We start from the raw sequence: 25,938 nt of genomic DNA, 5'->3' as shown, positions 1-25,938 counted from the left end.
CTATAAGAAAATAATCTAAGACCAGAACATACAAAAGAAAAGTTGAAGCCTCTGCTATTATATAGAACTATAGCTGAAATAATTACTGCATATAAGCACCCGTTGAGGTGCTTTTTCTAGATTACACGTATCCCACTTACGCCGCCAATCACTAGATTTACTTTTATACCTTATGTATTTCCCGCATGCAAAACAGTAAGGAGGAGAGGTGACATGTGATATGGCAAAACTGACACCTAAACAACAAGCATTTGTGAAAGAATATTTGATCGATTTGAACGCAACACAAGCGGCAATTCGTGCAGGTTATAGCAAGAAAACAGCGGAAGCAACTGGATCAAGGTTGTTGAGAAATGTTAAGGTTCAAACCGCTATACAGAAAGCCCTAGGCGAACGTGAAGCCAGAACAGAAGTCACCGCAGATATGGTACTCAAACAGTGGGCAAAGATCGCATTTGCCGATATCAAAGACGTGGTGACATGGGAACACGAGGACGTCATGATCAAACGTGACAAAAAGACGGGTGAGCCTGTCATGGAAAACCTGCTCACAATTGACTTAAAGCCATCTGATGAAGTAGACGGAACCATATTATCTGAAGTGAGCGAAACCATTATGAAGGATGGGAGAAAGGTAACGGTTAAAATGAACGATCGTATGAGAGCACTCGAAATGCTAGGAAGGCACTTGGGCATGTTCAACGACAAGATGAATCTTGAAGCGGATATGAGTATAAACATCAATGTGAAAGGTTCCAAGGATGAACATTGATGTAACAGTCAACCAAGTGTACATGCCCTATTTGCAAGATGACACCCGCACACAACTATTCTTTGGGGGATCGTCATCGGGAAAAAGTTTCTTCCTAGCACAACGCACCGTACTTGATGTTCTTAGTGGGAATCGGAACTATCTCATTGTACGTAACGTTCTCAATACAGTTAAAAAATCGGTATTCAATGAAATCACGAAGGCGATTGGGGCGATGAACCTATCGGCTTTTTTTAATGTCAACAAATCAAATATGATTATCACTTGCAAGCTCAACAATAAACAGATTATCTTTGCTGGCTTGGACGATCCTGAGAAGATCAAGTCAATAACACCAATTGATGGCGTTGTCACGGATGTCTGGGTTGAGGAAGCGACGGAAACGAAATACCAGGCAGTTAAGCAACTTGGTAAACGTCTACGCGGTCGGTCAAAAGCTAAGAAACGTCTGATATTATCGTTCAACCCAATCTTGCAAAGCCACTGGATATACAAAGAGTATTTCGGGGGATCGGATGACGCAAAAACAGCCTACCGAGATGATAAGCTGTCTATCTTAAAAACCACTTATAAAAACAACGACTTTCTGGAACCAGATGACATTGCTGAGCTAGAAAATGAAACCGACTCCTATTACAAGGAGGTTTATACCTATGGAAATTGGGGTGTGCTTGGTAACGTCATCTTTAAAAATTGGGAGATTCAGGATTTATCAGATATGCGCAAAACCTTTGACCGGTTTAATAATGGGTTAGACTTCGGATATGGTGATGATCCTGCTGCACTCATTCACATGCACTATGATAGAAAGCACAAGACACTATACATTTTAGATGAACTATATGAAAAAGAAATGACCAATGACATGCTGGCAAACGATGTGAAAAGAATCATTGAGGATCAAGTTGTTGTATGTGATAGTGCAGAGCCGAAATCAATCAAAGAACTAAATGATTTGGGTGTGCGTGCTATTGGCGCTAAAAAAGGACCTGACTCTATACGCTTCGGTATTCAATGGTTACAACAACAACGCATCATAATAGATGTTCGATGCCAGAATACAAAGAATGAATTCCAAACCTATCGGCGCAAAGAAGACAAGCAAGGAAATGTATTGCCTGTTCCGGTGGACAAGGATAACCATGCGATAGATGCAATTCGTTATGGTTGCGAGGAATACATGACTAAACGCCCGAAGGTGAAAGTGTACTAATCATCATGAATTCATCTTTTCAAATTCTCGATATAGAGCTGATCGACTGACACCCGTTATATCACATATTTCTTTAACCGTTTTATCAGTGGTGTTACGAAGCTCTAGGGCGTGAGCCATTCCAGCATGTTTGGAGTGGTATTTCTTGACTCTGCCTTGATACTTACCAGCCTTTTTAGCACGCTCAATACCTGCTCGCTGACGCTCTAGCATCAACTCACGCTCGAACTCAGCAAAGCCGGCGAACATAGTTAACATTAGTTTTCCTGTAGGAGTTGACAGATCAAACTTCATTCCTTGGAAATTGAGTACTACCATAATGACACCTTTTGCATGCAAAGCTTCTGCGATGTTGCGGGCATCAATTACAGAGCGTGCGAACCGATCCAATTTTGTAAATACGACTGTATCTCCTTCTTGTGTAGCATCAATTAATTCTTGTAACTGTTTACGATCATCCAAATTTTTGCCGGACACGATTTCTTGATAGATTTTTTCGCAACCATACTTTTCAAGTTCGCTAATTTGCAAATTGATATCTTGGTGACCAGTTGAGACACGAGCATAGCCATAAATCATGAAAAAACACCCTCTATTTTTGGGATATGTAAATGGGACAGTATCAACTTAATTATATGGGTTATTCAATAGTGTTTCAATAGACCGAGGTTAATTGGGACAAAACACAATATCTACTGTGACCAAAATCACACCATCCTATAAATCTTAATACTACAATGAAATATAGGTTGAATATTAAGAAAAAAAGGAGTGTCGTGTAATGAAGAAAATATTACCTCTTTTGTTTGCATTAACACTTTTTTTTACGTTTCCGGTGACTACTTTTGCTACACAAACACAGTATCCTGAGGATTATGTAACGGTAAAAGAATTTAAAAGTTATGATTCTTTTGTCAAAAAAGACACTAAGCCTAATCTGACTAAAAAGGAATCGAAAATCGTATACAATGCAAATGGAGCAATATCTTGTAATCTTGATGACTACAGTCTAGGTGGTAATTATAGTAATTGGTTTTTAATGTCTAAACCTGTGTACGATGCCTGTAGTAACATTAGAAACCAGTTTAAGTATTACATTGGCATTCTTTTCGGTTCTAAGGGCGTTAAGGTTACAGGAAAAACTCTTATCGAATACAATTCAAAGCCATTTACAAATCAGCAGCATATATTCAGTGTTTTAAATGGACAAACAATTACCAAAACTAAAACCGTAACGAATTCAGGTAGCACGGAGTATTCAAATAGTAGTCAAGTATCTGTACCCTTAAAAGAAGCTATCAATGTAAGCTTCGGATCTAACTATAGAGAGACTGGTTCGTGGTCAGAAACAAATACTATAACCATGACCATCACGGGTCCAAATGACCCTTATGTTAGACGTGATTACTACAGTGCAACCGGCTTCGATAAGTTTAGAGTAAATACTACTGAAGTTGGAATCTACTATAGCACGCCTACTCAAACAGATACTACTAAAATTCTGAGTCTTTCAGGTATAGAAAGAACAACTGAAGTTCATGTGCCAAAACAAGTTATCCAATACAATAATTCCTTAGAATAGTACAACAATATTTTAATCGTTTCTAATGATGATGTTCGATTATCACATCATGGCTTAATGAGAATGTCGTCCTACCAATCAAAAGAGGCCATAATATGGTCTCTTTTGTGATTAATTAGGGCATAAAAGAGGTGGTGATCAAATCGAAATATAAAAAAGAACCTGTTAACGTTGGCGATTGTCGAGATGCATTATACAGACTCATTCACGGGGTTCATACTTTAAACGTTCCTGCAAGCGATGAGGATGAAGATGTATTACTGGAAAAGGCACTCGACGAATTAGAACGCCTACAGACTCACGTATATAGATAGGAGGTGTTAGCGTGACAGGTAAACCGAGTGTAAAAGCCTATGTACTCAAGGACGGTGATGTTGTTTCATCCGACTATCTAGACCAATATGCCATCCATAAAAGCCAAGGCGGATCAAAGCAAATAAATGACCCATTCAGTAATGCATATGATGGTCAACAAGGCATTGTGGCTCCCTTGTATAATCCCGAACAGTTAGCCGAACTAATGGAACTAAACACATACCATTTCCGAGCGGTCAAAACAAAAGCACGGGATACCGTCGGATTAGGTTGGCGTTTGGAACCCAACCAGAAAGTTAGCAATCCAAACGATGGACAAAAAGAAACAGCCGAGGAGTTTTTCAAACGACCGCATGTAGAGGATACATTTGGCGAAGTATTGGAACGCTGGATGATTGACTTTGAGAGTGTGGGTAATGGATATCTTGAAGTTATTCGAGATCCCAAGCAGAAAGTAAAAAATGCTAATGGTGTAAATGTCAATCGGATAAAAGGTATTGAAACGATACCAGCTCACACCATGAGGCTGCACATTGACGACATTCGATTTGTGCAGATGCGAGGAAATCAAAAGCGATGGTTTATCCGGTGTGGTTCTCCCTACGATGTCGACAAGGACACAGGCGACCTACATGAGTATGGAAAGCTCGATCCTGACCAACGAGGAAACGAAATCATACACATTATGAACTATTCGCCGCGTTCGGATTACTATGGGATTCCTGACGTCCTACCTGCCCTGGGTGCATTGCTAGGTGACAAGAAACGGGAAGAGTACAACATAGATTTCTTTGAGAATTTCGCCATACCTGCCTATGCTGTTACGGTCGAAGGTGCTGACCTAGATGAAGAGGTAGTGAAGCAGATTAAGCAGTACTTTCAAAAAGACTTAAAAGAGAATCGACACTCTACACTCGTTTTGACCGCAGAACATCGGGGCGGTGATGGTCCACCCGTTAAATTCAACTTTGAAAAGTTAGCGGTAGACATGAAAGAGGCATCATTCCGCTTATATCGTCTAGACAATCGTGATGAAGTCCTATCCGCTCATGGGGTCCCACCTTATCGCGCAGGCATCGCACAGGAAGGAAGTCTAGGGGGAAGCACAGCCACAGAGTCAACGGAGATTTACAAACAGTCGATCATTAACCCACGTCAAGAAATCATTGAAGCAAGAATAGACCGTCATGTCCTACGGGATTCACTTGGTATAACCGATTGGGAATTCAAGTTCAATGACATTGATACACGGGACCAGGAAAGAGAATCCGCAATAAATGAGCGATACTTTAAACTAGGTGTACTTACGCCAAACGATATACGAGAATCAATGGGCAAAGAGCGAATAGATAACCCGATCATGAATCAGCCATTTATTGGCGGAACACCAATTCATGAAATGGGAATCGGGGGACTCCCGCAATCAGATGAATTGATCCAATCGGTGAAGTCGTTGCATAGTCGTTTACTGGACGTGGTGACCAAGTGAATACACACAAAGCAGAGGTGATGTTAGAGAAAGTCACTTCTTTTTTATGTTCATGTGGCACACTACCAGCCATGAAGGGGGTTGATGACGATCTAGACGATGCGGAGCAAGCGTTATATAGAAAGCTCAATCGGTTGTTTGTTGGCGTAGAGAATCGGTTGATATCTCGATTCATTAGCATGGGCTACATTCCCACTGACGCCGAGCGAAGAACGCTATTTGTTACCGAGTATCTGTCATTTCTATACGATGACGCTTCTGAAACCATCATAGAAGATGCATTGTCTCAGTATCACATTGGGCGTTTGATAGCATTTGAAGCACTTGCCGATCAAGGTTTAAACCTTTCGTTTACTGAATTCGATCCTTGGACTCGTGATTTACTGCGCGAAAAGGTTTATACATTCAGCCAAGACACCGCACGACGAATCATAGGCGATGTGGCAAATAATCTTGCACGGTCTTATGAACAAGGTCTAGGAATTGATGATGCAGCACAACAATTGAGACAAGAAATACGCTTACTGCGCAAACATCGTTTACAACTGATTGCACGCACTGAGATTAATTCAGCACAAAATGAAGGCGTTCAGCAAACCCTAAATGATCTGAATGTAAATTATAAACAATGGATTACTGCAAGAGATCGACGGGTAAGAGGCAGAGAACCACAAGACAAAGCCAACCATATCAAGATGCATGGCGAGATTGTGAAGGTAGATGAAGCCTTTTCGAACGGGCTTCGCACGCCGGGTGATCGTTCAGGACCTATCGCCGAGTGGATCAATTGCCGCTGTCGGATACGTCCATATTTTCCTAGACGTGGAGAAATGATCACATCAACACCTTACCGAAAATGAAGGAGGAAGGAAAATGCCAGAGTTAACAGCACCGCTTGTAATGAAGAGCTATGAAAAACGTATTGTATATGGTCCCGTTATGGTACCAGGTGAAGCTGATCATGACGGTGATGTCGTTTCAGCGGATAAGATTGAAGCGGTAGCACATGACTTCGCTGATAAGTATGCGAATATCGACCTGCAACACACTTTGAACAATGTAGGCAGTATGGTTGAGAGTTATATTACACCTGTTGATCTGACCTATGGAGATATGGTTGTACCTAAGGGATCATGGATGATGGGGGTGCGTGTTACTGATGATGAATCTTGGAGCTCAGTTAAAGAAGGAAAGCTAACAGGTTTCTCAATCATGGGAATTAAATCAGCTGTTATGAAATCAAAGAAAGATGATGAGATAAACGCAGCACTTAAGCGTACTACATTAGCTGACTTGGGTGAAGATTGGATTGTAAATGCGGTTTCATTGGTTGATGAGCCATGTGTACCTAAGGCTAAGTTTGTAGTGATCAAGTCAAAGACAGATGAGGTAGAAGAGAAGCCAGATAGTAACGGTGGGTTCTTCGCCAAGTTTATACAGTCGTTTAAACACGCTGATCCCCCAGGGAAAAAAGGTGATGATATGACCAAAGAGGATGTTCAAACCATGATTGATACTGCAGTAAAGACAGCTTTTCAAGAGGTGGCCAAAGAATTCAACAAGGAAGAGGAATCAACAGATCATATCCCAGAGCAAGAAACAAATGACCCCCCTGCTGCACAAGAACAAGAGTCAGATCAAGTTACATTAACAAAGGACGAATACAACACTCTCACAGAAAAAATTGAAGAACTTGAAGAAGTTGCACAAAAAGCCAGACATAGCGGGCTTTTTTTTAATTCCCAAAAATTGAAGGGGCAAGATGGCGACAACACACCTGAAGCAAGTGAAAAAGAAAAACATAAACGAGATGCGTTTGGAAGACGCATTAATTCATAGGAGGTTATCAATATGAGTCAAGTAGATATCTTAAGCAAGTTAGATACAGCGTACAAAGCGATTACCACGAGTGACATTACAACTGGATTGCTTAAACCACAAAAGGCGGAACGGTTTATACGAGTGGTGGAAGACTCTACACCATTGTTATCGGCTGCACGTCGAATCACAATGACTGCACCAACGCGAGAGATTGACCGCATTCAATTCGGTGGTCAAATCTTAGCGGCAACGGGTGAAACAGATTCAGTTACCAGTGAGCAAAAAGTTAACATTCCCATGAACAAGCTGGACGCACAAGAGTTGACTGGTTTCGTAGGGCTAACAGATCGGACATTGGAAGATAACATTGAAAAAGGAAATTTTGAAAATACATTGATTGACCTTCTTGGTGGGCAGATCGGCTTAGACTTAGAACATCTCTATTTAAGTGGTGACAAAAGTGAATCGGACAGTCTTCTAAAAGTAACCGACGGCTGGTTAATTAAAGCGGCCAATAAGGTAACTGGGGCTGATGCACCAGAAGCAGGGAAATTTGATAAAACAAAAATCGAATCGATGCTAAATGTCATGTTACAGGCTGTACCAAAAAAATACCTTCGCAATAAAACGGAGTGGAAATACTACGTTACTTGGGAGATGGAAGACGACTACCGCAATACATTACGTAATCGTCAAACATCGCTAGGTGATGCAGCACAAACATCTGCACAAGGACTGTATTATAAAGGGATAGCCCTTGAATATGTGCCACAAATGCCTGCTGGATATGCAATGCTCGCACCTGCAAACAACCTTGTGTATGGTCTATACCGTGACATTACTATTGAAAAAGATCGTGTCCCAAAGCTACGTAAAACCGACTTTGTAAACTCATTACGAACCGATTGCCATTTTGAAGATGAAAACGCAGTAGCAGTAGCAAGTGGTTATGTTGGTTCATAGGAGGCTAAGCGATGCTAGTAAAAGTAAAGAACATTGGTAAAGATCGCGTGGTGGATCGGTTAGGACATCGGTTTAAACCAAATGAAGAAAAGGAAATCAAACTTACGCACAAGGGGCATTTAACGCTCCTTGCTGCATGTCGCTATTTAGAAGTAACAGAAACAAAGCCATCTAAACCAAAGACAGCTAAAAGCATAGGCGGCAAATGATGTACGGCTCACCCGATCAGATCAAACAGCTTACAGGGCTCACAACTGATAGGCTATCGGACGATATGTCGGATATAGAACTTGACGCTATTTTAAACGAATGGATCACGCATATTGGTGTTGAGATTAACACGCGTTTAGGTGAAGTGATACCAATTGATGACAGTCGATACAAAGGAATTGAAGCGGTAGCCTTACGTACAATAGCCAAACTGGTTACCTATGCCATGCAAAATCGAACATCAAGCATTGTACAGGTTAATGAATTCACTATTAAAATGCTGGATGCTTCCGAGGTCGTAAAATCACTGGATCAAGAGCTTAAGCCTTACGTGAAACGAACAATCAACCTATTCCATTCTGGAGAGGAGTGGGAGAATGCCAGCAACTAGCACACTCAATCTCATTCAAGAAATGGCAAGGCTTACTGCTAAAGCGACACAGAAAGCCAGTGAGTATACCGCAACGGAGCTATGGGGAAACGTTCGCGAAAACTCTCCTACCGATCATGGCCGTCTTGCTGGTTCATGGCAATTACGTGGAAGTGGTACACACAAACATCTTATCTATACCAACGTAACCTATGCGCGATTTCAAAATGATGGAACAGGCATATATGGCCCCAAACGTCGTGAGATTACACCAGTAAGGGCAAAGGTGCTTGCATTTGAATGGAACGGTAAAATGGTTTTCGCTAAGAGTGTAAAGGGTGTGCAGGGCAAGAAGTATATTGAGAAGTCCATCGATCAAACGGAAGACCGACGTAAAGAGTTTGTAGAAATGGCATTTGAGGATGTGGGATTGTTATGAGCTATACACCAGATAGCCGAAACCTAGCGGATATACGTAAGGAGATCAAAACCGAGTTACTTGCAAAACTCAAAAGTACCGACGGTTTAAAGAATATCCAAACTGTGGTATATGGAGACCGCGTAAACATTGGTAAAACGAGCAGTATGCCTTTACTGTGGGTATTACCTGTACCACATCAACCCGATCTAAGAGGTGGTCATACAGAACTACATGACTTTACATTTACGTTTGTTACAATGGCATACTCGGTCAATAATCCCGAAGATGGAAAAGAACAGGCGGAAGACCTAACTGCAAAAGTGTACGATGTCCTGTTATCAGATCGAACCTTAAGCGGAAAGGTGCTTGATGTACGACCGATTAACATAGATCCATCATATGAAGCTGAAGCGAATTCCAAGGTGTATTGGGCATCTTGTGAGTTCGCTTTTCGCATTCAAAGAAGAGAAAGGAAGTGACCACATGGCAGTGACAAGATATTTTAGTTTTGGTGAAGAGTCCACATTTGCAACTGCAGTTCCAGCAACCGAAACCATTGACCCTGAAAGTGCAGAACTTGATCCTACTGGTGATCAAGCCTTGATCTATGAGGGGGTATCTCGCTTAGATCGAATTGTTGCACCTGGTCCCTATCGTTCAGAAGGGTCTGTAACAACTCCTGTAGACCTCAAAGTATTCCCGTGGTTCTTTAAATTTGCAATGGGAGGATATGAGGTGACTGGAAACAGCCCATCATATACACACCGTTTCTTCCCACACACAAGCGCATTAATGCCTAGTTTTACATCTCGTGTAGGGAAAGACGTCTTTGAACATGTTTTTCCTGGGTGCGTTGTTTCTTCTATTGAAATGGAATTGGACGATGCGTTCCTATTGGGAACCGTGGAGATGCAAGCTGGAGGAGATGAGAAAGCTTCGATTGCGATTCCTAATTGGACAGGTGGCGAAATCTACGCGCCCCATCAAGTGAATGCCATGATCAATGGTGTGGACGAGTCTGCTTATATCGAAAGCTTTTCTTTAAAGCTAGAGACCGGAGCAGACAATGAGGCTGGTATGACGATTGGTAGCCGATTCCCACGTCGGGCATTCCGTGGCGCGTTTATGGTGGAGTTGGAATTAGGACTATCTTTCTTTTCAACCACACAGTTAGAGCGATTTTGGGGAAGTGCTACAGGCCCTACATCAGGTTCACTTGTGGAATTTCCTATCACTATCAACGTAGGAGAGAACATGGATATTATCGTTCCGCGTGCAGTATTTACAACGATGACTCAGCCACTTTCTGGTCGTGATCGTATTGAACAATCCGCTACAGTACGCGGTTTAGTTGCAAGTGATAGTACAGGACCAATTGAATTTAGTGTCACAAATGATGTTGAAAAATACGGTGAACCCGCCGCATAAGGAGAGATTTTATTATGAAAGAATTAACACCAGATCTATTAGATGGAATCAAATATGAGGAACAAGTTGAGTTAAAAGGACGTAACGGTGAGTCTTATCACGTCTCTATTCGCCCACTCAGAAGTTCTGAAATAGCGAGAGTACAACGCATTTCCACCGCATCGATTAAAATCAGAGGTGATAAAGTTGGCAATAAAATATCTAGGGAATCCATGGAAACAGATGCTGGATCAATGGCAGAGGCTAAATATATAGCATGGCTAGAAGCTTCGGCATTAGCAACAATTGATAAAGCATGGACCAGAGATTTAATTGATGAAAAGTGGTTGCCAGAGTGGGTTGAACAAGTTGGGGAACGAGCCTTTGAAATATCCACATCATCATCTAAGGATGGTAAAGACATAAATTCCTTTCGCAAAAAGTAATGAAGCCCATACTTTTTATATCTTAGTCTCAAAATTGCATATGTCACCTACTGATATATCTGATTTAACACCAATACAGCGTCATGTGTTGGTTATTCAATGGAACGAAGAACAAGAAAAACACAAAAAAACATTTAAAGGAAGTAAAAGAAAGGGGTGAACGCATGGCACGAGCAGTTGAGATCATAATATCCGCAGTTGATCAGGCTTCACATGTATTTGATGATATTGCAGGCGATGCTAGGCGTTCATTTCTATCAATAGAGCGTTCTATAAGTGATGTAGATCAAGCAATCGAATCATTACCTGATGTTGATATAGATGCAGATGTAGCTGATGTAATTGCTGATGTCGAGCGGATAGAACGACAACTTAAGAGTCTACCAGACTGTGATTTAGACATTGATGTAGATGAAATCGCAGTTGTTGCTGCAGTCAATCGAGTAGAAAAAGCATTACGCGATATGGGCGATGCAGCGGCGGAACAATCCGCAAAGACAGAACGAGAACTACAAGCTATAGCTGATGAAGCAAGAAATGTAGAACGCGCAGTAGATGGGATTGACTTTGGTGCATTAGGTGGTGGTGCTGCATTAGGTGGTGTGTCAAAATCATTCAATGATGTTGAATCGAGTGTTGGTGCACTCCAAGCCGAACTAGGAGTAACCAAAGATGTAGCTGAAGAATTTCGTGGTGTGGCAATTGATGTATATAAAAATAATTTAGGTGATTCGCTCGGCGAAGCTACACAAACGGTAGCTCTCTTAAATCGTGCTACAGGCGAAACCGGTCCTACCCTAGAAAATTTAGCCAAAGATATTTTCATGGTTCGTGATCGCTTTCGTGACTTAAGAGCTGAACCAAGAGAAATGACTGAGGCATTACGGACCATGTCACCAAACTTTCCAGGCGCAACCGAAGCCCAACAGTTAGATTTAATTGCGCGTTCCTTTCAACTAGGAACTGGTGATGCTGGCGATTTGCTCGATACTTTAAACGAGTACCCAGGGGATTTTTCGCGTATTGGATTAAATGCATCCGATATGTTCAATATTCTAGATGGTGGTATGGACGCAGGTGCACGTAACACCGATGTGTTAGCTAATGCAGTGCGGGAGCTGGGTACCGAAGTAACTACTACTGGTACGGATACACAAAAGGCAATCAGGGAGATGTTCCCTAAAGCTGAAGCAGATCGAATCATAAAAGACTTCGCAAGTGGGGGAGAAGCCGGCCGAGACGCATTTTACAAGATATTAGAAGGCGTTAATTCAATAAAAGACCCTCAGAAGAAAGCAAATACACAGTTTCGGTTATTCCGTTCTATTGCTGAAGATAATCAAGCGGCATTAGATAGAGCAATTCCTAAATGGCTTGAGACTAAAGATGCTACGCAAGAAGTATCTGACACCACCGGTACATTAGGCACCCAATACGACACTACTGGTCATCACATCCAAGGCTTTATACGCGAGCATCTAGGTGGGCTCATGGAAAAATTCTCTTCCTTGGATGGTTCCACACAAGGATTGATGCAAACCCTCGCTGGTCTAGGTGGTGGGATGCTACTACTTCAAGGTTTTGGAATTGATTTTGGCAAGATTTTCGGTGGTTTGGGAACTAAAGTAATTAACCTCGGAAAAGACATTTTCGGCTTCTTCAAAGGAGGCGGTAAAGGAGCAACTGGCTTATTAAGTAAACTCGGTGTATTTGGTCGTTTTTTAGGTGGTCCATGGGGTGCGATTATCATTACAGCAATCTTGTTGATCGTTGATGGGATTGACTGGTTAATAGAGAATTGGGAAACAGTTGGGCCAGTTTTCGAAGGTGCTTGGAACGACATTAAAACGACAGTTCTACCACTAGTTAAGGATATTGTCGAATGGATTAAAACAACCTTTTCTGACTTAAAGACATGGTGGGATGACACTTGGGAAGGATTAAAACCTATCGTAGAAGGGTTATCTAGCTTCTTAGGAGCAACTATAGGGTTAGCCTTACTAATACTAGTTCAACTTTTCCGCTGGGTATGGCCGTTGATTTCTTCCATTGTTGAAACTGCGTGGGAACTCATAAAATCCGTGATTAGCGGTGCTCTCAAAATTATAACAGGTGTGATCGGTTTCTTTGTCGATCTGTTCACTGGTGATTGGAAAGGCATGTGGGAGAACATAAAGCGTATCTGCTCAGGTGTCTGGGATATCGTTACAGGATTATTTAAAGCGAGTTTCGTTGGGAAAATACTAGGATTCTTAATAGATTTTGGGGTCAAAGCATTTAACAAAACCAACGAGACTTGGAATAGTATCAAAACCACCATATCCAACAAAGTATCCGAGTCCTGGCAATGGGTCAAAGATAAGTTTACATCGATGAAAAATGATGCCACTACCAAGTTCGAAGGTATTCTGTCATCGGCAAGGAGCAAATTTACCGCAGTCAAAAATGCTATCATGAATCCCATTACATCAGCAAAAGATTGGGTGAAAAAGAAAATCGGTGAGATCAAAGGTTTTTTCAGTAGACTTAAGTTGAAAATACCCACTCCAACACTGCCAAGGTTGCCAAAATTTAGCTTAAGAACGGCTAGTAAAACAATATTGGGTAAAACGATTAGCTATCCCACAGGGTTCAACGTCAACTGGTACGCAAAAGGTGGGGTTTTTGCAGGACCTAGTGTGATTGGTGTAGGTGAAAAAGGTCCCGAAGCCGTTGTACCATTGTCTGGACCTAGAATGGGACCATTTGCCGACGCTATTGCGCGTAGAATAACTGTGAATCGCTCTAACGATAGTGAAGTCATACAAGTCAACATTAACGGGCCCGTAACCATTCGGTCTGACGATGATATCAAGAAGTTTGCGAAAGCGTTACAACCTTTCATATCAAAAGAGATGTACAAAGTCAGACGACGCGAATCTAAAGGGTTAGGCGGGTAAACATGACATGATTACATTCAAATTTGACGGAATTGATAGCTCAAACTACTTTCTAGTTAACAATATCAAACGTGATATTTTACCTTCTATAAAAGATAAACTTGTTCAAGTGCCTGGACGATCTGGTACGTATGACTTTGGGATAGAAGAATCTGAAAGACAAATTGATATCGATGTAACAATATCAGCTAGTTCACCTGAAAGTTTACGTCAAATTGTTCGAGAGATTGCTACATGGCTGCATAGTGAACGAGTAAAACAACTCATTTTTTCAGATGAACCCGATAAGATTTATTATGGCCGACTAAGCGGAAATACTGACATAGACCAATTAATCAGCATGGGGCAAAACACGCTGACTTTCATACTGCCTGATCCACACGCATTCGGTCAAACCAAACAGCAGCAGATTGACGGTTCAGGTATCGAACATACAACCGACAAGCAAACCGAATGGCAAACGGGTACACTCACAGGGCTAAAAGCAACGCCGAAGGGGTTAGAGTTGGAGAAGGTTGGAACGGATTACACGAATACAGTCAACACATGGAATGGATTGCATACACAAACCAAAACGTTAAATAACAAACTTATACTCGATAGCACCAGCACCCCAAGTACTACAACAATCAATGATCCAAGCGGGGATTTTGCCATGTCTGGTCTTCCAAGTTGGAGTTTTTCAGATAACATGAGTAACTGGTCTAATACTGGTTGGGAATCCCGTCTGACTACACCGTTTACTCAGACTACAAACGGTGCTAAGTGTCAAAGCGCTGGTGTAAGTGCAGCCCTCGTGAAAGAAGTTCCTAACATGAGTTTCCCATATACTTATGAGTTTCTGTACAGACTGACACCACCAACAAATCCGAAAAACGGATACACGACACGAGCATCTTTATATCTGGTCGAACAACGTGGGCCGTATCAATACCACTTTAACGTTACTTTAGCTCAAGCAAATAGCTGGACTCGCATCAGAGTGGTTGTTAAGTCAGACACAAGAGCTAATGTGTATACAAACGGAGTTCTCACTACAATATTGAATCAATCTGCAATAATTAGCTTAAGCCCACGCATTCAGTTCATTATTGATAAAGACACATCTAGTCAGGGTGTTTTGGAGGTTTCACAGTTCTACATGTCATCAGGGGCAATAGATACTGCTGAAAAGTCAGTTCCCTATATTCAAAACAGAGAATTTGAGGTTGATTTGTCTAATTTAAACACTTATCAATCGGGATCTATCAGTTTTAATTCAGTTGCTCCTAGCGGTTTACATGGTTGGGATAGCTCTGCAATGGTTGAAGTAAGCGTGTTTAAAGATGGTGAATGGAAAGAGTTAGTTGAAGTTGTAAATGGGGATTCCTTACCCTATTTAAACCATGGTGACAATCTTTCCAATATGAAAGTAGTTGCGTATATGACACTTAAAGCCTACGATGTTTCATACTTACCTACAATCTCAGATGTCAGTTTTTCCATTACGAGCGGAACAGCTGCATATTACAGTTCGGGAAACTATATTATCTCTGATGCAGCTATTCAACAGGTTCAGAAGGCTAAGCAAGCGATACTTTCATGGAACGAAACGAAGCCAAATGGAACGAATATTAAAGCTCTAGTTTCGCTGTCTGATGGTGCATATGAAGAAATATCGAATGGTGGCAGCATACCCCAAATTGAACCGAGTACAGACCTATCAAGTTCAAGTCTGGCTGTTAAATTTGAGCTATCGACATCAGATAATACAGTCACACCAGAGATACAAAACTACACCATATCTTTAGATACTGCTTACTATACAACAGGTGAACGCATATCAGATCCAACCGAATTAGATACAATAGAAGAAATCGGGTCTAGTTTTCTCGGTTGGGACGGAACACCGAATAACTCGCTAAACATCGAAGTTTACACGCAAGTCGTGAATACAGGCGATTCACCAAGCAATGATGCATGGCAGAAGGTATCAAACGAAGGTACAATTCCGGACATAGAGGGACAGAGCGGTCAGGGGCGGTCACTCTACACAAAACAAGTTTTGCTATCAGATGGCACGTACACACCACTATTGCACAGTCAAACGGTCAAAATTCATCCCAATATCAATAGCACCATCACCTATGAGGGTACCGCAGAAGCGTATCCTATTTTTTATGTCAATTTTTCATCTGACTGTGGCTATTTTAAACTGCTGCATGTCCAGTCAGGCAAGTTTATCTATATAATCAAGCCATTTATAAAAGACAACACACTGGAAATTGATTGCAGCACCAACAAAATCATCACCAATGGTCGAGTTGAGATGGCTTCATTGTCAATCACAAGCGACTTTTTCAGCTTACAAAAGGGGATCAACACGCTCACGGTTGATCCAAGCGGAGTCGCAGAAATCAGAGCAGAATGGAGGGAACGATTCAAATGACCACGTTGTTTATTTTTGAACATGACACGCTTAAGCTGGCGATAGGTAACGATGCTCCGGAAAGTATTCCGTTGCTGTCAGTCATACTGAAAGAGAAGATAAATGGTGAGGTATCGCTCACTTTTTCTGTTCCATCCGATCACCCAGATAGCGAACAGATTAAGTACGGGAATCGTGTTGTGTGGCATGACATGGACAATATACCGCGTTGTTTTGTGATCTCAGAGGAGGAGGAATCCCACGACAGCAACGGTCTAGTTCGGGAGTTTTACACCGAGGAACTAGCTGTTTCTGAGTTAAATGACGACTTTATAACGGATGTGAGACTCAACAATACTACGGCTAAGGATGCGCTTGATCGCATATTAGGTAATTCATTATGGGAAGTAGGCACGGTGGACAATCTCGGAACATCTAGCACTAACGTTTACTACGATTCGGCTATGTCTGGTATTCAAAAGGTGATTGAAAACTGGGGCGGCGAGGTTCGTTTCCGTGTCTCGATAGCGGACGATAACACCATAACAGGGCGTTATGTTGATCTATTTGAGCGTCTAGGTTCTGACTCAGGTAAGCGGTTCAAGTACAGCAAAGACCTAACAAGCGTCACCCGCACAGTGGACATGAAGAATGTTAAGACGGCGCTTTATGGTCGTGGGAAAGGTGAAGAAACCGACAGCGGAGGTTACGGCCGGCGCATCACGTTTAAAGGTGTCGAGTGGAGTAAATTAGATCGTGATCCTACTGAAAAACCAGCCGGACAGGAGTATGTAGAAGACTTTGTAGCGATGACTAGATGGGGGCATCGAAACCCAGACGGTACTTATCGTCACAGGTATGGCGTCTATGTAAACGAAGAAATAGAAGACCCCGAAGAGCTTCTGAATGAGACTTGGAAGCAACTGCAACAGATGAATGAACCCAGCATCACCTATGAAATGAGCGTCGTGGATCTCGAACATCTATATACGCATGAGGCAATCCGACTAGGCGACACAGTGCGAGTCATCGACAACAATTTTGCTTGGGATGTGAGGGTGGAAGCTCGTGTGATTGAATTGGAACAAGACTTGTTGCGTACAGAGAATACAAGCGTAACACTCGGAAACGCAGTCGGGGAGCTTGACGATATTGTTCGGCAACTCGAAAGCAAAATTGATAAAAAGGTAGCTACTGGGGATGTCGTTGATTGGCTCCAAAGTGAATTAGACCTTGCTAAAAAGCGCGTCATATCGGCAACATCGCATTTATATTTGGGCGATTCCCAACAGTATCCAGGTCTTTTTATCCCAAACGCCAAGGAATCCGATAATCCCACCGAAGCTGTATATCTTACGTCTGGTGGTATGTTGCTTTCGGATAGCACCTTGCCAGATGGTTCGTTTAATTGGCGTACAGCCATCACAGGAAAGGGTATCAATGCAAATGAAATCAATGCTGGTACACTCAATGCAGAGCTGGTCAATATACAGTCGATTGGAACAGATAGGTCAATCTATCTTAAAGATGGTCAGTTCAAAACATACTATAATGGGAAGCATTCGTTATCGGTTGGCGCATACTCAATGACTATATACGATCACGGTATGTATGATCCAAACCCTAGTTATACAGAAGCTGGAACTGTGGGGTTAATGTGGTTATCTTCAGGGAGTGACACGGGTAACAACTCCTCATATCGCGGTTTAGGGGTTGTGACGTATAAAGACTTTATAAATCTTGGTTTCGCAAAATCTGATGGAAATGGAGAATACACATCACAACCTATACTACGGGTAAACCGTGCATCAAAACTATCTCAATTTTATGGGCCTGTTTCAGATTCAAAGGATGATTACGTCGACATGCAGATCTTCGCTGATTCTAGACCGCGAAGCGAAAATACTCAAGGCGGGATCTTCGATGCGCCTGGCATTCGAATTCATCGTGGGATTTTCCCGAATTCAAATCCTTCTAGCTATGTAAGTGGAGTACAGGTATATATAAGCGATTACGAGGATCAAGGAGTCGAAGGATCATTTAAAGTTAATTTGATCGAGGGGGAAAGCAACTATAATACTATTTTCAATCTAGATAGATCGCACTTATATGTCGAGCCAACTTTGCTTCAAATTGGCCCCGACACATGTAAAATCAATGTTCACCGGAACGTCGCGCGTTGGCAACAAAGCGATAGCAATTACATTTTGCAGGCCAGCAATGGCAATGTAGCTATCTATGCAGGTGGACAAGCAAAACACACCTTCTATGCTAACGGAACCAAGTCAGGGGGATCAATCGAACTCGACGGAAAGAACTGGGGAATGTCGCCAATCGACTCACCTCGAATCTTGATTGAAGATGTTATTTTTGATCAGGAAATAAAGCCTGAAGGTGTAACGATTACCCTTGATGAACGCTTATCAAAGGCTCTTGATGGTAAATATGACGTTTTCCCAAGTCGTGGTGACGTTATTGTGGCAGATAAGAGTGCAAATTCGTTTGTTGTTCAAGGAGAAGGAATCGTATCACTGCGCATTATTGGTACACGAAAAGGAACTAATCAATATTTCGAAGATATGTCCATATATGAAGATATTGTTGAGGAGGGAAACAATGCAGACACCAGTAGAACTAAAGATCAATCAAACAAAAGCAAAGCTAATTCAGCTAGTTCGGGAGAATCAACTAGGGATCACGATTAACCGAATGATTGTAAATGAGCTCTTATCTCAGTTAGAACATGAAGAATTCATGATGTTACAGCAGATGCAGCAAGAGCAAAATGAAGAAGAAAACGACCAAACTGGCGCATAAGCGCTTTTTTTTATGCCGCCAAGGAGGTGATACGTGTGGCGGAAAAGGAAAACGGAGTGCTGATCTCATCTAAGGAGGTTTATGACTCTGTGCAAGAGATGCAGAAGACGTTACAGAGGATTGAAACTAGATTGGATCATTTAGAGTGTCAAATCAAAGATAGCAAAGTCACTGAAGCAAAAAGTAGGGCCGATGAAGCTTTCAAATATGTTGAGAAAGTGGAGGCAAGGCAACTATGGTTATGGGGGCTAGTTATCGCAAGCGTCTTGTCTAATGTTTTAAGACTACTAATTAAATAGATGGAGGAATCACACATGAAAACCAACATTATATCTAAACTTAAAGATCCCGTGGTATGGGGTCTATTTTTTGCGTTTGCGAAGTTGCTCACATCCGCGCTAGGTCTGGACATTGCACCAGAGTCGTGGACACAGTGGGAAGAGGTTTTTAACGCTGCATGTGGAATTGCGGTGGCATTGGGTATTTTCTCTTATAATCCCAATACGCGAGCAAAGGTTCAAGAAAAATAATAGCTTTCATCGCATACCCCTATTGTTGAAGAAAAACAATATTCAATTTCATAAAACCGTGATATATAGTCACCATTTTCTAACAAAATGCATATTATATCAGCAGAGTTGAATCTTATTGAGATTGGACAAGTTATGTTGAATTCCGATGAGACTTCTCAATTTGAGATGGGATTGGAGGTTTTTTTTATGTCATTATCGACGGAAATTAGAAGTGCGACAGTAAATTTTGGACAAACTCATGACTTTAATTTTGCTGGAGAAGTAATTCAATCTGAAGTATTTCTTAAAGGATTTAATATTAGTTATGTGAGTAAAGATCATCATATAAAATCCCTGCATATAGAAAGTGCTAGAACAGTTGCTGGAGATACAATTACTGTTTCTGTAGTGGCGAATATGCAAGATGGAAGTGGTAATCATCAAGATAACAGTTTGACTAGTGTGACTGTTGTTGTTATTGCAGTAGTTGATAGCTAGAAAATTGTTTATTGTAATTGATGGTAAATATACTGCTCTTGTGTCAACTAAGCCATGGCTATACCTAGCCATGGCTTTTGATGTTGAGACTATTTTGAGACTATCTTGAGACCATGACCTTTGAAATTCAAAGTAAAATATATATAGAACGAACGTTCTAAAACAGAGACCTAAAGGAGAAATTTATATGATATTTAAAGCCGAAATCGAAGTAACAAATATTGAGGATACTGTAACTGAAAAATCATTGTTAATTGATAGCAGTAAACTTGAAAATGAAGATGAAATCTTGCTCTTAAGAGATATCAGACATGAAGCAATTAATACAGCTTTGGAATCTGCAAAATTTCAGAATGAGATCGTTAAATCGGTATTTGTTAAATCAGTTACTATCCAAGTAACTGCTGTTGTTGATGAAGGTGAAGATTTTGAAACCGAATTTGTTCAGGAATATACAGCCTCTACTTCTGTTGATTATTTAGGAATGCACTTCTATACCTTGAAAGAAGCCATTAAACAGCATAAAGAAAATACTTCAGAACCGGGATCTTTCAAAACAGCTGCAATTACAAAAGTAGGATACTAATCCGAGAGAACTACTCACCACCTACGCTAACGCTAAGAGGTGGGAGTATTATCAGCTATATTGGATAAAAATTCGTGAGCCGTGACCATCTGTAACGATAGTCACGGCTTTCTCATAATCTATCAAAAGGAGAGTGTTCACATGAGTTTTACTAGTTTACCAAAACTCAAAGACTGTCGTAAGTCGTTAACACATAAAGGGAGCTATCGTAACTACGGCGCATCATCCAAAACACATATTGCGATTCATCATTCACTGGCTAGACAATCATCAGGCGGTTGCAATGCTGAAGCCTATGCACGTTATCATACAAGAAATAATGGTTGGCCAGGTATCGGCTACCACTTTGTCATTGAAGCTGACGGAACAATCAAGTGGTGTCATGATCTCGGTGTAAAGTCGTATCATGTGGGTAACTCTAACCGATTCGCACTCGGTATTTGCTTAAGTGGCGATTTTCGCTATGAGAAGCCGACAGCTGCACAAAAAGAATCTCTCGTTAACTTGGTGCAGTATCTGAAAAGAGAGTTACCCAACTTGAAAGCGATCAAGGGTCATAACGAGTTCCCCGGATACTCTTGGAAACAGTGTCCAGTGTTCAACTATAGAGCTGTGCTTGGTATTCGCGGAAATGAAGTGCCTAGTGGAACGACTATAACCAGCTACAAAGCTCCTAGAACCCAATCTAGCAATCTACTAAAGCTAGAACGCCCTTATATGAAGTCTGACGCTGTAAAGAGCGTACAGAAGGTTCTAGGCGTGTCTGTCGATGGCATCTATGGCCCCAAAACTGCACGAGCTGTTACGCAGTTCCAGAAGGCATTCGGGCTGACTGTAGATGGCATCGTAGGCAATCAAACGCGTAGCGCATTAGCTAGTCCACCATATCGCGGTATATTGCGTCGTGGCAGCAAGGGCAATCTCGTCAAAGTCGTGCAACAAAAGCTTGGCGGTATCGCTGTAGATGGCGTGTTCGGTGCGAAGACAGAGAAGAAGGTGCGTGCATTTCAGAAGGCTAACGGGTTGGCTGTGGATGGCGTCGTGGGACGGAATACGTGGGGGAAGTTGTTTTGAAGATAAGTAGCTCACTGTGAATATTTCATAGCAAAGAGTGGAGGCTCATCTTGGAAAATTTAATGAAAGAGTATCAAACTTCTTTAAAACATATACAACAAGCAATAGATAGACTTTCAAATAAAGAATATCCAAGTAAGAAAGATCCAAAAGACATTCAATTACTACGTGGTATGGAACGTGATTTAAAATGGGCGATGGAATGGATGAAATGTAGATCTCAACCCAAAAAGCGTAGAGGAATTGAGCGTTATGCTGGTTATCAACGGGAAATTTTCTGGAGCCGGTTATCAGCAAAACAACAACGAGAAATAGAATGGCGAGAAAATCAAGTGATGCTATCAAATAGTTCATCACATGAAAATCCACAACTAAGACTCATACTCGACCAACTCTCTAGGTCAGAGTATGAGTCTTTTGTTGCTGTTAGAGGGGAAGGAATTAGTTTTGCACAAGTTGCATCACTTTTAAAGTGTTCAAAGTCTACCATTCAATCGTACGTTCATCGTGCAGAACAAAAGATAAATATATTGAAAGAATTATAGAGCTTGCCATACGAATGCCACTAATATATGAGGGATATATATTTGCTTGATTTAAAAGTCTATATCCCCATCTAATTAAAAAAGGAGAGATGTTTAATATGGATCAAATGGTACTTCAAGCACAACAGTGGGTAAATAGTGAATACAGTGGGCGATCTGGCTTTACAATTGCCCCTGAGGATGGGAGAACTGGTTGGTCAACCATGTTTTCTCTAACAACAGCATTACAACTTGAACTAGGTATTACAAAAACCGCTCATAGCTTTGGGTCAGGCACGCTAGCAGCATTGGAGAGACTAGGTGATATTTCCATGTCATCTAATACAAACTCTAATATTGTTAAAATAATCCAATGCGGTCTATATTGTAAAGGATACCAACCATACGGTATTACAGGTGTTTTTGATCTAAATACAGCAGAAGCAATTCGAGACATTAAAGAGAATATAGGTCTATATACCCCAGATGGTGTGGTTACACCAAAATTATTTAAAGCACTTTTGAATATGGATTCCTATGTACAATTAGCAGGCGGTAGTGGATCTGTTAGAAATATTCAACAATGGTTAAACAGAAACTATAATCATCGCAAAAATTTTTATTTTATTCCTTGTGATGGCTTGTTCTCACGCGATATACAGAAGGCTTTGGTATATGCTATTCAATATGAAGAAGGATTAAGCGACAGTGTAGCAAATGGACGGTTTGGCCCTACTACTCAGAGACTATTACCGACATTATCCATTGGTAATGATAATAAATTTGTTTCTTTATTCCAGGCAGCAATGATTTTTAATAACTATGCAGTACCTTTTGATGGTGTTTTTTCCCAGTTACTAAGTGATAAAGTGAAGGAATTTCAAGAGTTTGTAACTCTCCCAACGACAGGTATTGGCGACTTCCAAACTTGGGCATCTCTACTCGTTAGTACAGGTGATCCACATCGCACAACAACAGCTTGTGATACAATTCGTGAAATTACTTCTGAACGCGCGAAAGTGCTTAAGCAAAAAGGATACGAAACAGTTGGTCGTTATTTAGTAAACGCTTCACATACAAATGAAAATGTGCACGACAAGAAAATTCAAGTAGGAGAACTTCAAACTATTTTTAAAGAAGGTCTATCAATGTTTCCAATCTACCAAACCTATGGCGGTGAGGCTAATTACTTCAATTATCAGCAAGGATTGGAAGATGGTTCAGCCGCCGCCTCTGCAGCAGAAGGTTATGGTTTTAAATCAGGAACAACAATTTATTTTGCAGTTGATTTCGACGCTCTAGGAAGCGATATAACAAATAATATCATTCCCCATTTCAGAGGAATCGCAGAAGGTATATCCCCTAATTACAACATTGGAGTCTATGGTTCAAGAAATGTATGCATTCAAGTATCCGAGGCTGGACTGGCTGAAAAAAGTTTTGTTAGTGGCATGTCTACTGGTTTTAGTGGCAACTTAGGTTATCCCTTACCACGGAATTGGATCTATGATCAAATTAGAGAAACTGGTCCTGGGGAAGACGGTCTCAATTTTGGTCTTGATCATGTTATCAAGCGTTATGATGATTCAGTTCGATCTGTGGTCGAACCAATACCACATTCACTTTGGGTGAGTAATATTAACAGTGCCATTGAAGGTTTAGAAGTAAAAAAAGGTCAAGTTTGGTATTTTTGGGAGAAGGGAAATAATAATGCGACTTTTAGAACTTGGGACTTTAAAAATTCGACTTGGACAACCCAAGTATTATGGTTAGCTTCAGACGGAACATATACACAATATATGGATGATACATTTAAATTATACCCTATAAAAAATTGGGAAGAAATCATTCTTAGGTCTCCCACCAAATTCTACTTAAATAAAGGGTACATTAGCAAAGAGCAATATAGAACATTGCCAGCAGGTACAGCACTTACACTCGATTTGAATACTGGATTTATTTCAGATGTAGATGATGACTCTATTCAATTTGTTAGTATTCGTGGATATAAAAATAATGAATTTGATGGAGAACGTATTTCTGGGTGGATTCACTTACCCACTCACCGTGTAGAGCCCAGTTCATATGTTATAGATACACCGTTTAACTAGCTCAAAAGGAGAACCTTTTCGGTTCTCCTTCACTTTACTTTACAGACAAAAAAGGTTTGAGAACTGGTTTACTAATGCCATGTTCTATCCGGGCGCGTATAAAAACCAAAAAATCAGGATCTTTTGTGTCAAAAGCCTTGCGTAGCTTTTGACGGTCAGGATTCCAGTCACCACTTATTTTTGTTAAATCATCGAGAACAAACTTTTTTAATTTTTCTTGATCTCCTTTGAAAATATATATACTTCCATCTATAGGAATCTCCATATGAACTTCTTTTATATCTTTTGGAAACAACCAGTATATTTCAAATGTATTAATAAGAGCTTCTTCTACACTTTTCCCATACACAGCATCTCCTCCCTTAGACCAATTATCAAAGTGTTGGGGCAGTAGTGTCTTATCCACCTCTGATAAAGAATTTAAAGATATTTTATATTTTTCATAATCACTAAAAAAATATAACTTAGCAACTCCATCTTTCAGTTCACCTTTTTGCAGAAAAGTATCAGGATATTTGTTTTTCTCAATATACTCGTCAAAAGGTGTCATTTCCTTTTTTTCATCATGTTGTGAATTTTTTTTCTGTGTAGTACTTTTTACTTCTTCTTTATTTCCTTCATTCACGGAGCAGGATACAAGAATCAATCCGCTGAATACCAAAAGTACACTGAGGTAGATCATCTTATTCAAGGCCATTACAATCTCACTCTCCTCTTTGCAACCAAAATAAAGTTACAGACACTCTCTTCTTAGTTATATCATAGACCTTCCATCATATTCAAAAAACTACCATCAAGGTAGCATATCTATTCCTATAAGGAGTCCTTTCTAAAATATTAGAAGAGAATCCTTATAGGGTCATCTCCTATCTATTATTGTAAGCTCATCTTGTTCTTACTGAACAAGATTGCTACTCAAACAGAGAAAAGCCCCCTTATCATTGTATAAGGGGGCACTCTTCATCACTTCATTTCCTTTTATCGAGAAATGAAAACGTATTAGGAGCTTTTTTTCTCCGTTTTGTCGCCTTTTGGCTCTTTTCCTTTTTTATTCGGATGGATTTTATCTAATTCTGCTTTTAATGCTTCTTTATCAATGCCGTACTTCTCCATAAAGGCTTCTTTATCCTCAGTCGTTTTCATTTCGGTAATGACATCCGTTAGAGATGTGCCACTGATTGTACTAACTGCCGCTACTGTACTTAGCTTTTTAATCCCAATTTCGTTTTCTTCCATCAATGCTTTTGTTTCTGTTTCACTCTTATTCAAATAAGATGCTAGATTTTTCAATGCAACTTCTTTGTGTGCCCCTTTTCCTTTTTTATTCGGATGGATTTTATCTAATTCTGCTTTTAATGCTTCTTTATCAATGCCGTACTTCTCCATAAAGGCTTCTTTATCCTCAGTCGTTTTCATTTCGGTAATGACATCCGTTAGAGATGTGCCACTGATTGTACTAAC

Annotated in this window: 27 protein-coding genes; 24 read left to right on the top strand and 3 right to left on the bottom strand. The window is 40.7% G+C overall.

Annotated elements, in window-relative coordinates:
• Nucleotides 1-220 precede the first annotated feature (220 nt).
• Nucleotides 221-772 (top strand): terminase small subunit, encoded by a 552-nt coding sequence (locus IC619_RS15300; RefSeq protein ID WP_191141048.1) that lies wholly within the window; start codon nt 221-223, stop codon nt 770-772.
• Nucleotides 762-1,985 carry a PBSX family phage terminase large subunit gene (locus IC619_RS15295; protein WP_191141047.1) on the top strand — a complete coding sequence of 408 codons (1,224 nt, stop codon included), beginning with the start codon at nt 762-764 and terminating at the stop codon, nt 1,983-1,985. The genes IC619_RS15300 and IC619_RS15295 overlap by 11 nt, the downstream gene beginning before the upstream one ends.
• 3 nt (nt 1,986-1,988) lie before the next feature.
• On the opposite strand, the gene IC619_RS15290 is transcribed toward IC619_RS15295, so the two are convergent.
• Complete coding sequence (locus IC619_RS15290) at nt 1,989-2,564, bottom strand: recombinase family protein (RefSeq protein WP_191141046.1); 576 nt, start codon at nt 2,562-2,564, stop codon at nt 1,989-1,991.
• A gap of 202 nt (nt 2,565-2,766) precedes the next feature.
• On the opposite strand from IC619_RS15290, the gene IC619_RS15285 reads away from it, so the two are divergent.
• The 22 genes from IC619_RS15285 to IC619_RS15180 all read left to right on the top strand — a co-directional run bounded on the left by IC619_RS15285 (nt 2,767) and on the right by IC619_RS15180 (nt 24,477).
• Nucleotides 2,767-3,567 (top strand): hypothetical protein, encoded by an 801-nt coding sequence (locus IC619_RS15285; protein ID WP_191141045.1) that lies wholly within the window; start codon nt 2,767-2,769, stop codon nt 3,565-3,567.
• A 325-nt stretch (nt 3,568-3,892) separates the two neighbouring features.
• Nucleotides 3,893-5,371: a phage portal protein gene (locus tag IC619_RS15280; protein WP_191141044.1), complete on the top strand. Its 1,479-nt coding sequence runs from the start codon at nt 3,893-3,895 to the stop codon at nt 5,369-5,371.
• The gene (locus IC619_RS15275) at nt 5,368-6,231 is read left to right on the top strand and encodes a phage head morphogenesis protein (protein ID WP_347239813.1); all 864 of its coding nucleotides are present in this window, start codon (nt 5,368-5,370) and stop codon (nt 6,229-6,231) included. Before IC619_RS15280 ends, IC619_RS15275 begins: the two co-directional genes overlap by 4 nt.
• A gap of 13 nt (nt 6,232-6,244) precedes the next feature.
• The gene (locus IC619_RS15270; protein WP_191141043.1) at nt 6,245-7,210 is read left to right on the top strand and encodes an XkdF-like putative serine protease domain-containing protein; all 966 of its coding nucleotides are present in this window, start codon (nt 6,245-6,247) and stop codon (nt 7,208-7,210) included.
• Nucleotides 7,211-7,222: 12 nt separating this feature from the next.
• Nucleotides 7,223-8,155, top strand: coding sequence for a phage major capsid protein (locus IC619_RS15265; RefSeq protein ID WP_191141042.1), 933 nt, complete (start codon nt 7,223-7,225; stop codon nt 8,153-8,155).
• 11 nt (nt 8,156-8,166) lie between these two features.
• Nucleotides 8,167-8,364, top strand: a complete 198-nt coding sequence (locus IC619_RS15260; protein ID WP_191141041.1) for a hypothetical protein — start codon at nt 8,167-8,169, stop codon at nt 8,362-8,364.
• Complete coding sequence (locus IC619_RS15255; protein WP_191141040.1) at nt 8,364-8,756, top strand: hypothetical protein; 393 nt, start codon at nt 8,364-8,366, stop codon at nt 8,754-8,756. Before IC619_RS15260 ends, IC619_RS15255 begins: the two co-directional genes overlap by 1 nt.
• A complete protein-coding gene (locus IC619_RS15250; RefSeq protein WP_191141039.1) occupies nt 8,743-9,174 on the top strand; it encodes an HK97 gp10 family phage protein in 432 nt (143 codons plus the stop codon). Before IC619_RS15255 ends, IC619_RS15250 begins: the two co-directional genes overlap by 14 nt.
• Nucleotides 9,171-9,635, top strand: a complete 465-nt coding sequence (locus tag IC619_RS15245; protein WP_191141038.1) for a hypothetical protein — start codon at nt 9,171-9,173, stop codon at nt 9,633-9,635. Before IC619_RS15250 ends, IC619_RS15245 begins: the two co-directional genes overlap by 4 nt.
• 4 nt (nt 9,636-9,639) lie before the next feature.
• Nucleotides 9,640-10,584 carry a phage tail tube protein gene (locus tag IC619_RS15240; RefSeq protein WP_191141037.1) on the top strand — a complete coding sequence of 315 codons (945 nt, stop codon included), beginning with the start codon at nt 9,640-9,642 and terminating at the stop codon, nt 10,582-10,584.
• A 14-nt stretch (nt 10,585-10,598) separates the two neighbouring features.
• The gene (locus IC619_RS15235; protein WP_191141036.1) at nt 10,599-11,009 is read left to right on the top strand and encodes a hypothetical protein; all 411 of its coding nucleotides are present in this window, start codon (nt 10,599-10,601) and stop codon (nt 11,007-11,009) included.
• Nucleotides 11,010-11,173: 164 nt separating this feature from the next.
• Entirely contained in the window at nt 11,174-13,948 is a 2,775-nt protein-coding gene (locus IC619_RS15230) for a phage tail tape measure protein (RefSeq protein ID WP_191141035.1), read from the top strand.
• 7 nt (nt 13,949-13,955) lie between these two features.
• Entirely contained in the window at nt 13,956-16,376 is a 2,421-nt protein-coding gene (locus IC619_RS15225) for a distal tail protein Dit (protein ID WP_191141034.1), read from the top strand.
• Nucleotides 16,373-19,060, top strand: a complete 2,688-nt coding sequence (locus tag IC619_RS15220; protein WP_191141033.1) for a phage tail protein — start codon at nt 16,373-16,375, stop codon at nt 19,058-19,060. Before IC619_RS15225 ends, IC619_RS15220 begins: the two co-directional genes overlap by 4 nt.
• Nucleotides 18,972-19,172: a hypothetical protein gene (locus IC619_RS15215; protein WP_191141032.1), complete on the top strand. Its 201-nt coding sequence runs from the start codon at nt 18,972-18,974 to the stop codon at nt 19,170-19,172. Before IC619_RS15220 ends, IC619_RS15215 begins: the two co-directional genes overlap by 89 nt.
• Before the next feature lie 35 nt (nt 19,173-19,207).
• A complete protein-coding gene (locus IC619_RS15210; protein WP_191141031.1) occupies nt 19,208-19,471 on the top strand; it encodes a hemolysin XhlA family protein in 264 nt (87 codons plus the stop codon).
• Nucleotides 19,472-19,486: 15 nt separating this feature from the next.
• Nucleotides 19,487-19,702, top strand: a complete 216-nt coding sequence (locus IC619_RS15205; RefSeq protein WP_191141030.1) for a hypothetical protein — start codon at nt 19,487-19,489, stop codon at nt 19,700-19,702.
• A gap of 189 nt (nt 19,703-19,891) precedes the next feature.
• Nucleotides 19,892-20,182, top strand: a complete 291-nt coding sequence (locus IC619_RS15200) for a hypothetical protein (protein ID WP_191141029.1) — start codon at nt 19,892-19,894, stop codon at nt 20,180-20,182.
• A gap of 187 nt (nt 20,183-20,369) precedes the next feature.
• Nucleotides 20,370-20,768, top strand: a complete 399-nt coding sequence (locus IC619_RS15195; protein ID WP_191141028.1) for a hypothetical protein — start codon at nt 20,370-20,372, stop codon at nt 20,766-20,768.
• Between the two features lie 141 nt (nt 20,769-20,909).
• Nucleotides 20,910-21,842, top strand: a complete 933-nt coding sequence (locus IC619_RS15190) for a peptidoglycan recognition protein family protein (RefSeq protein WP_191141027.1) — start codon at nt 20,910-20,912, stop codon at nt 21,840-21,842.
• A 50-nt stretch (nt 21,843-21,892) separates the two neighbouring features.
• Nucleotides 21,893-22,387, top strand: a complete 495-nt coding sequence (locus tag IC619_RS15185; protein ID WP_191141026.1) for a sigma factor-like helix-turn-helix DNA-binding protein — start codon at nt 21,893-21,895, stop codon at nt 22,385-22,387.
• A 98-nt stretch (nt 22,388-22,485) separates the two neighbouring features.
• Nucleotides 22,486-24,477: a glycoside hydrolase domain-containing protein gene (locus IC619_RS15180; RefSeq protein ID WP_191141025.1), complete on the top strand. Its 1,992-nt coding sequence runs from the start codon at nt 22,486-22,488 to the stop codon at nt 24,475-24,477.
• Between the two features lie 34 nt (nt 24,478-24,511).
• Here IC619_RS15180 and IC619_RS15175 read toward each other — a convergent pair whose 3' ends face one another.
• Together IC619_RS15175 and IC619_RS15170 are read right to left on the bottom strand one after the other, a co-directional pair.
• Entirely contained in the window at nt 24,512-25,174 is a 663-nt protein-coding gene (locus IC619_RS15175; protein ID WP_191141024.1) for a hypothetical protein, read from the bottom strand.
• Nucleotides 25,175-25,476: 302 nt separating this feature from the next.
• On the bottom strand, nt 25,477-25,938 hold a 462-nt coding region (locus IC619_RS15170; RefSeq protein WP_213260952.1), incomplete at its 5' end, for a hypothetical protein.

This window comes from Polycladospora coralii, assembly GCF_014773435.2.
GTDB classification, from domain to species: Bacteria; Bacillota; Bacilli; order Thermoactinomycetales; family Thermoactinomycetaceae; genus Polycladospora; species Polycladospora coralii.
This window is presented reverse-complemented; position numbering and strand designations above follow the sequence as displayed.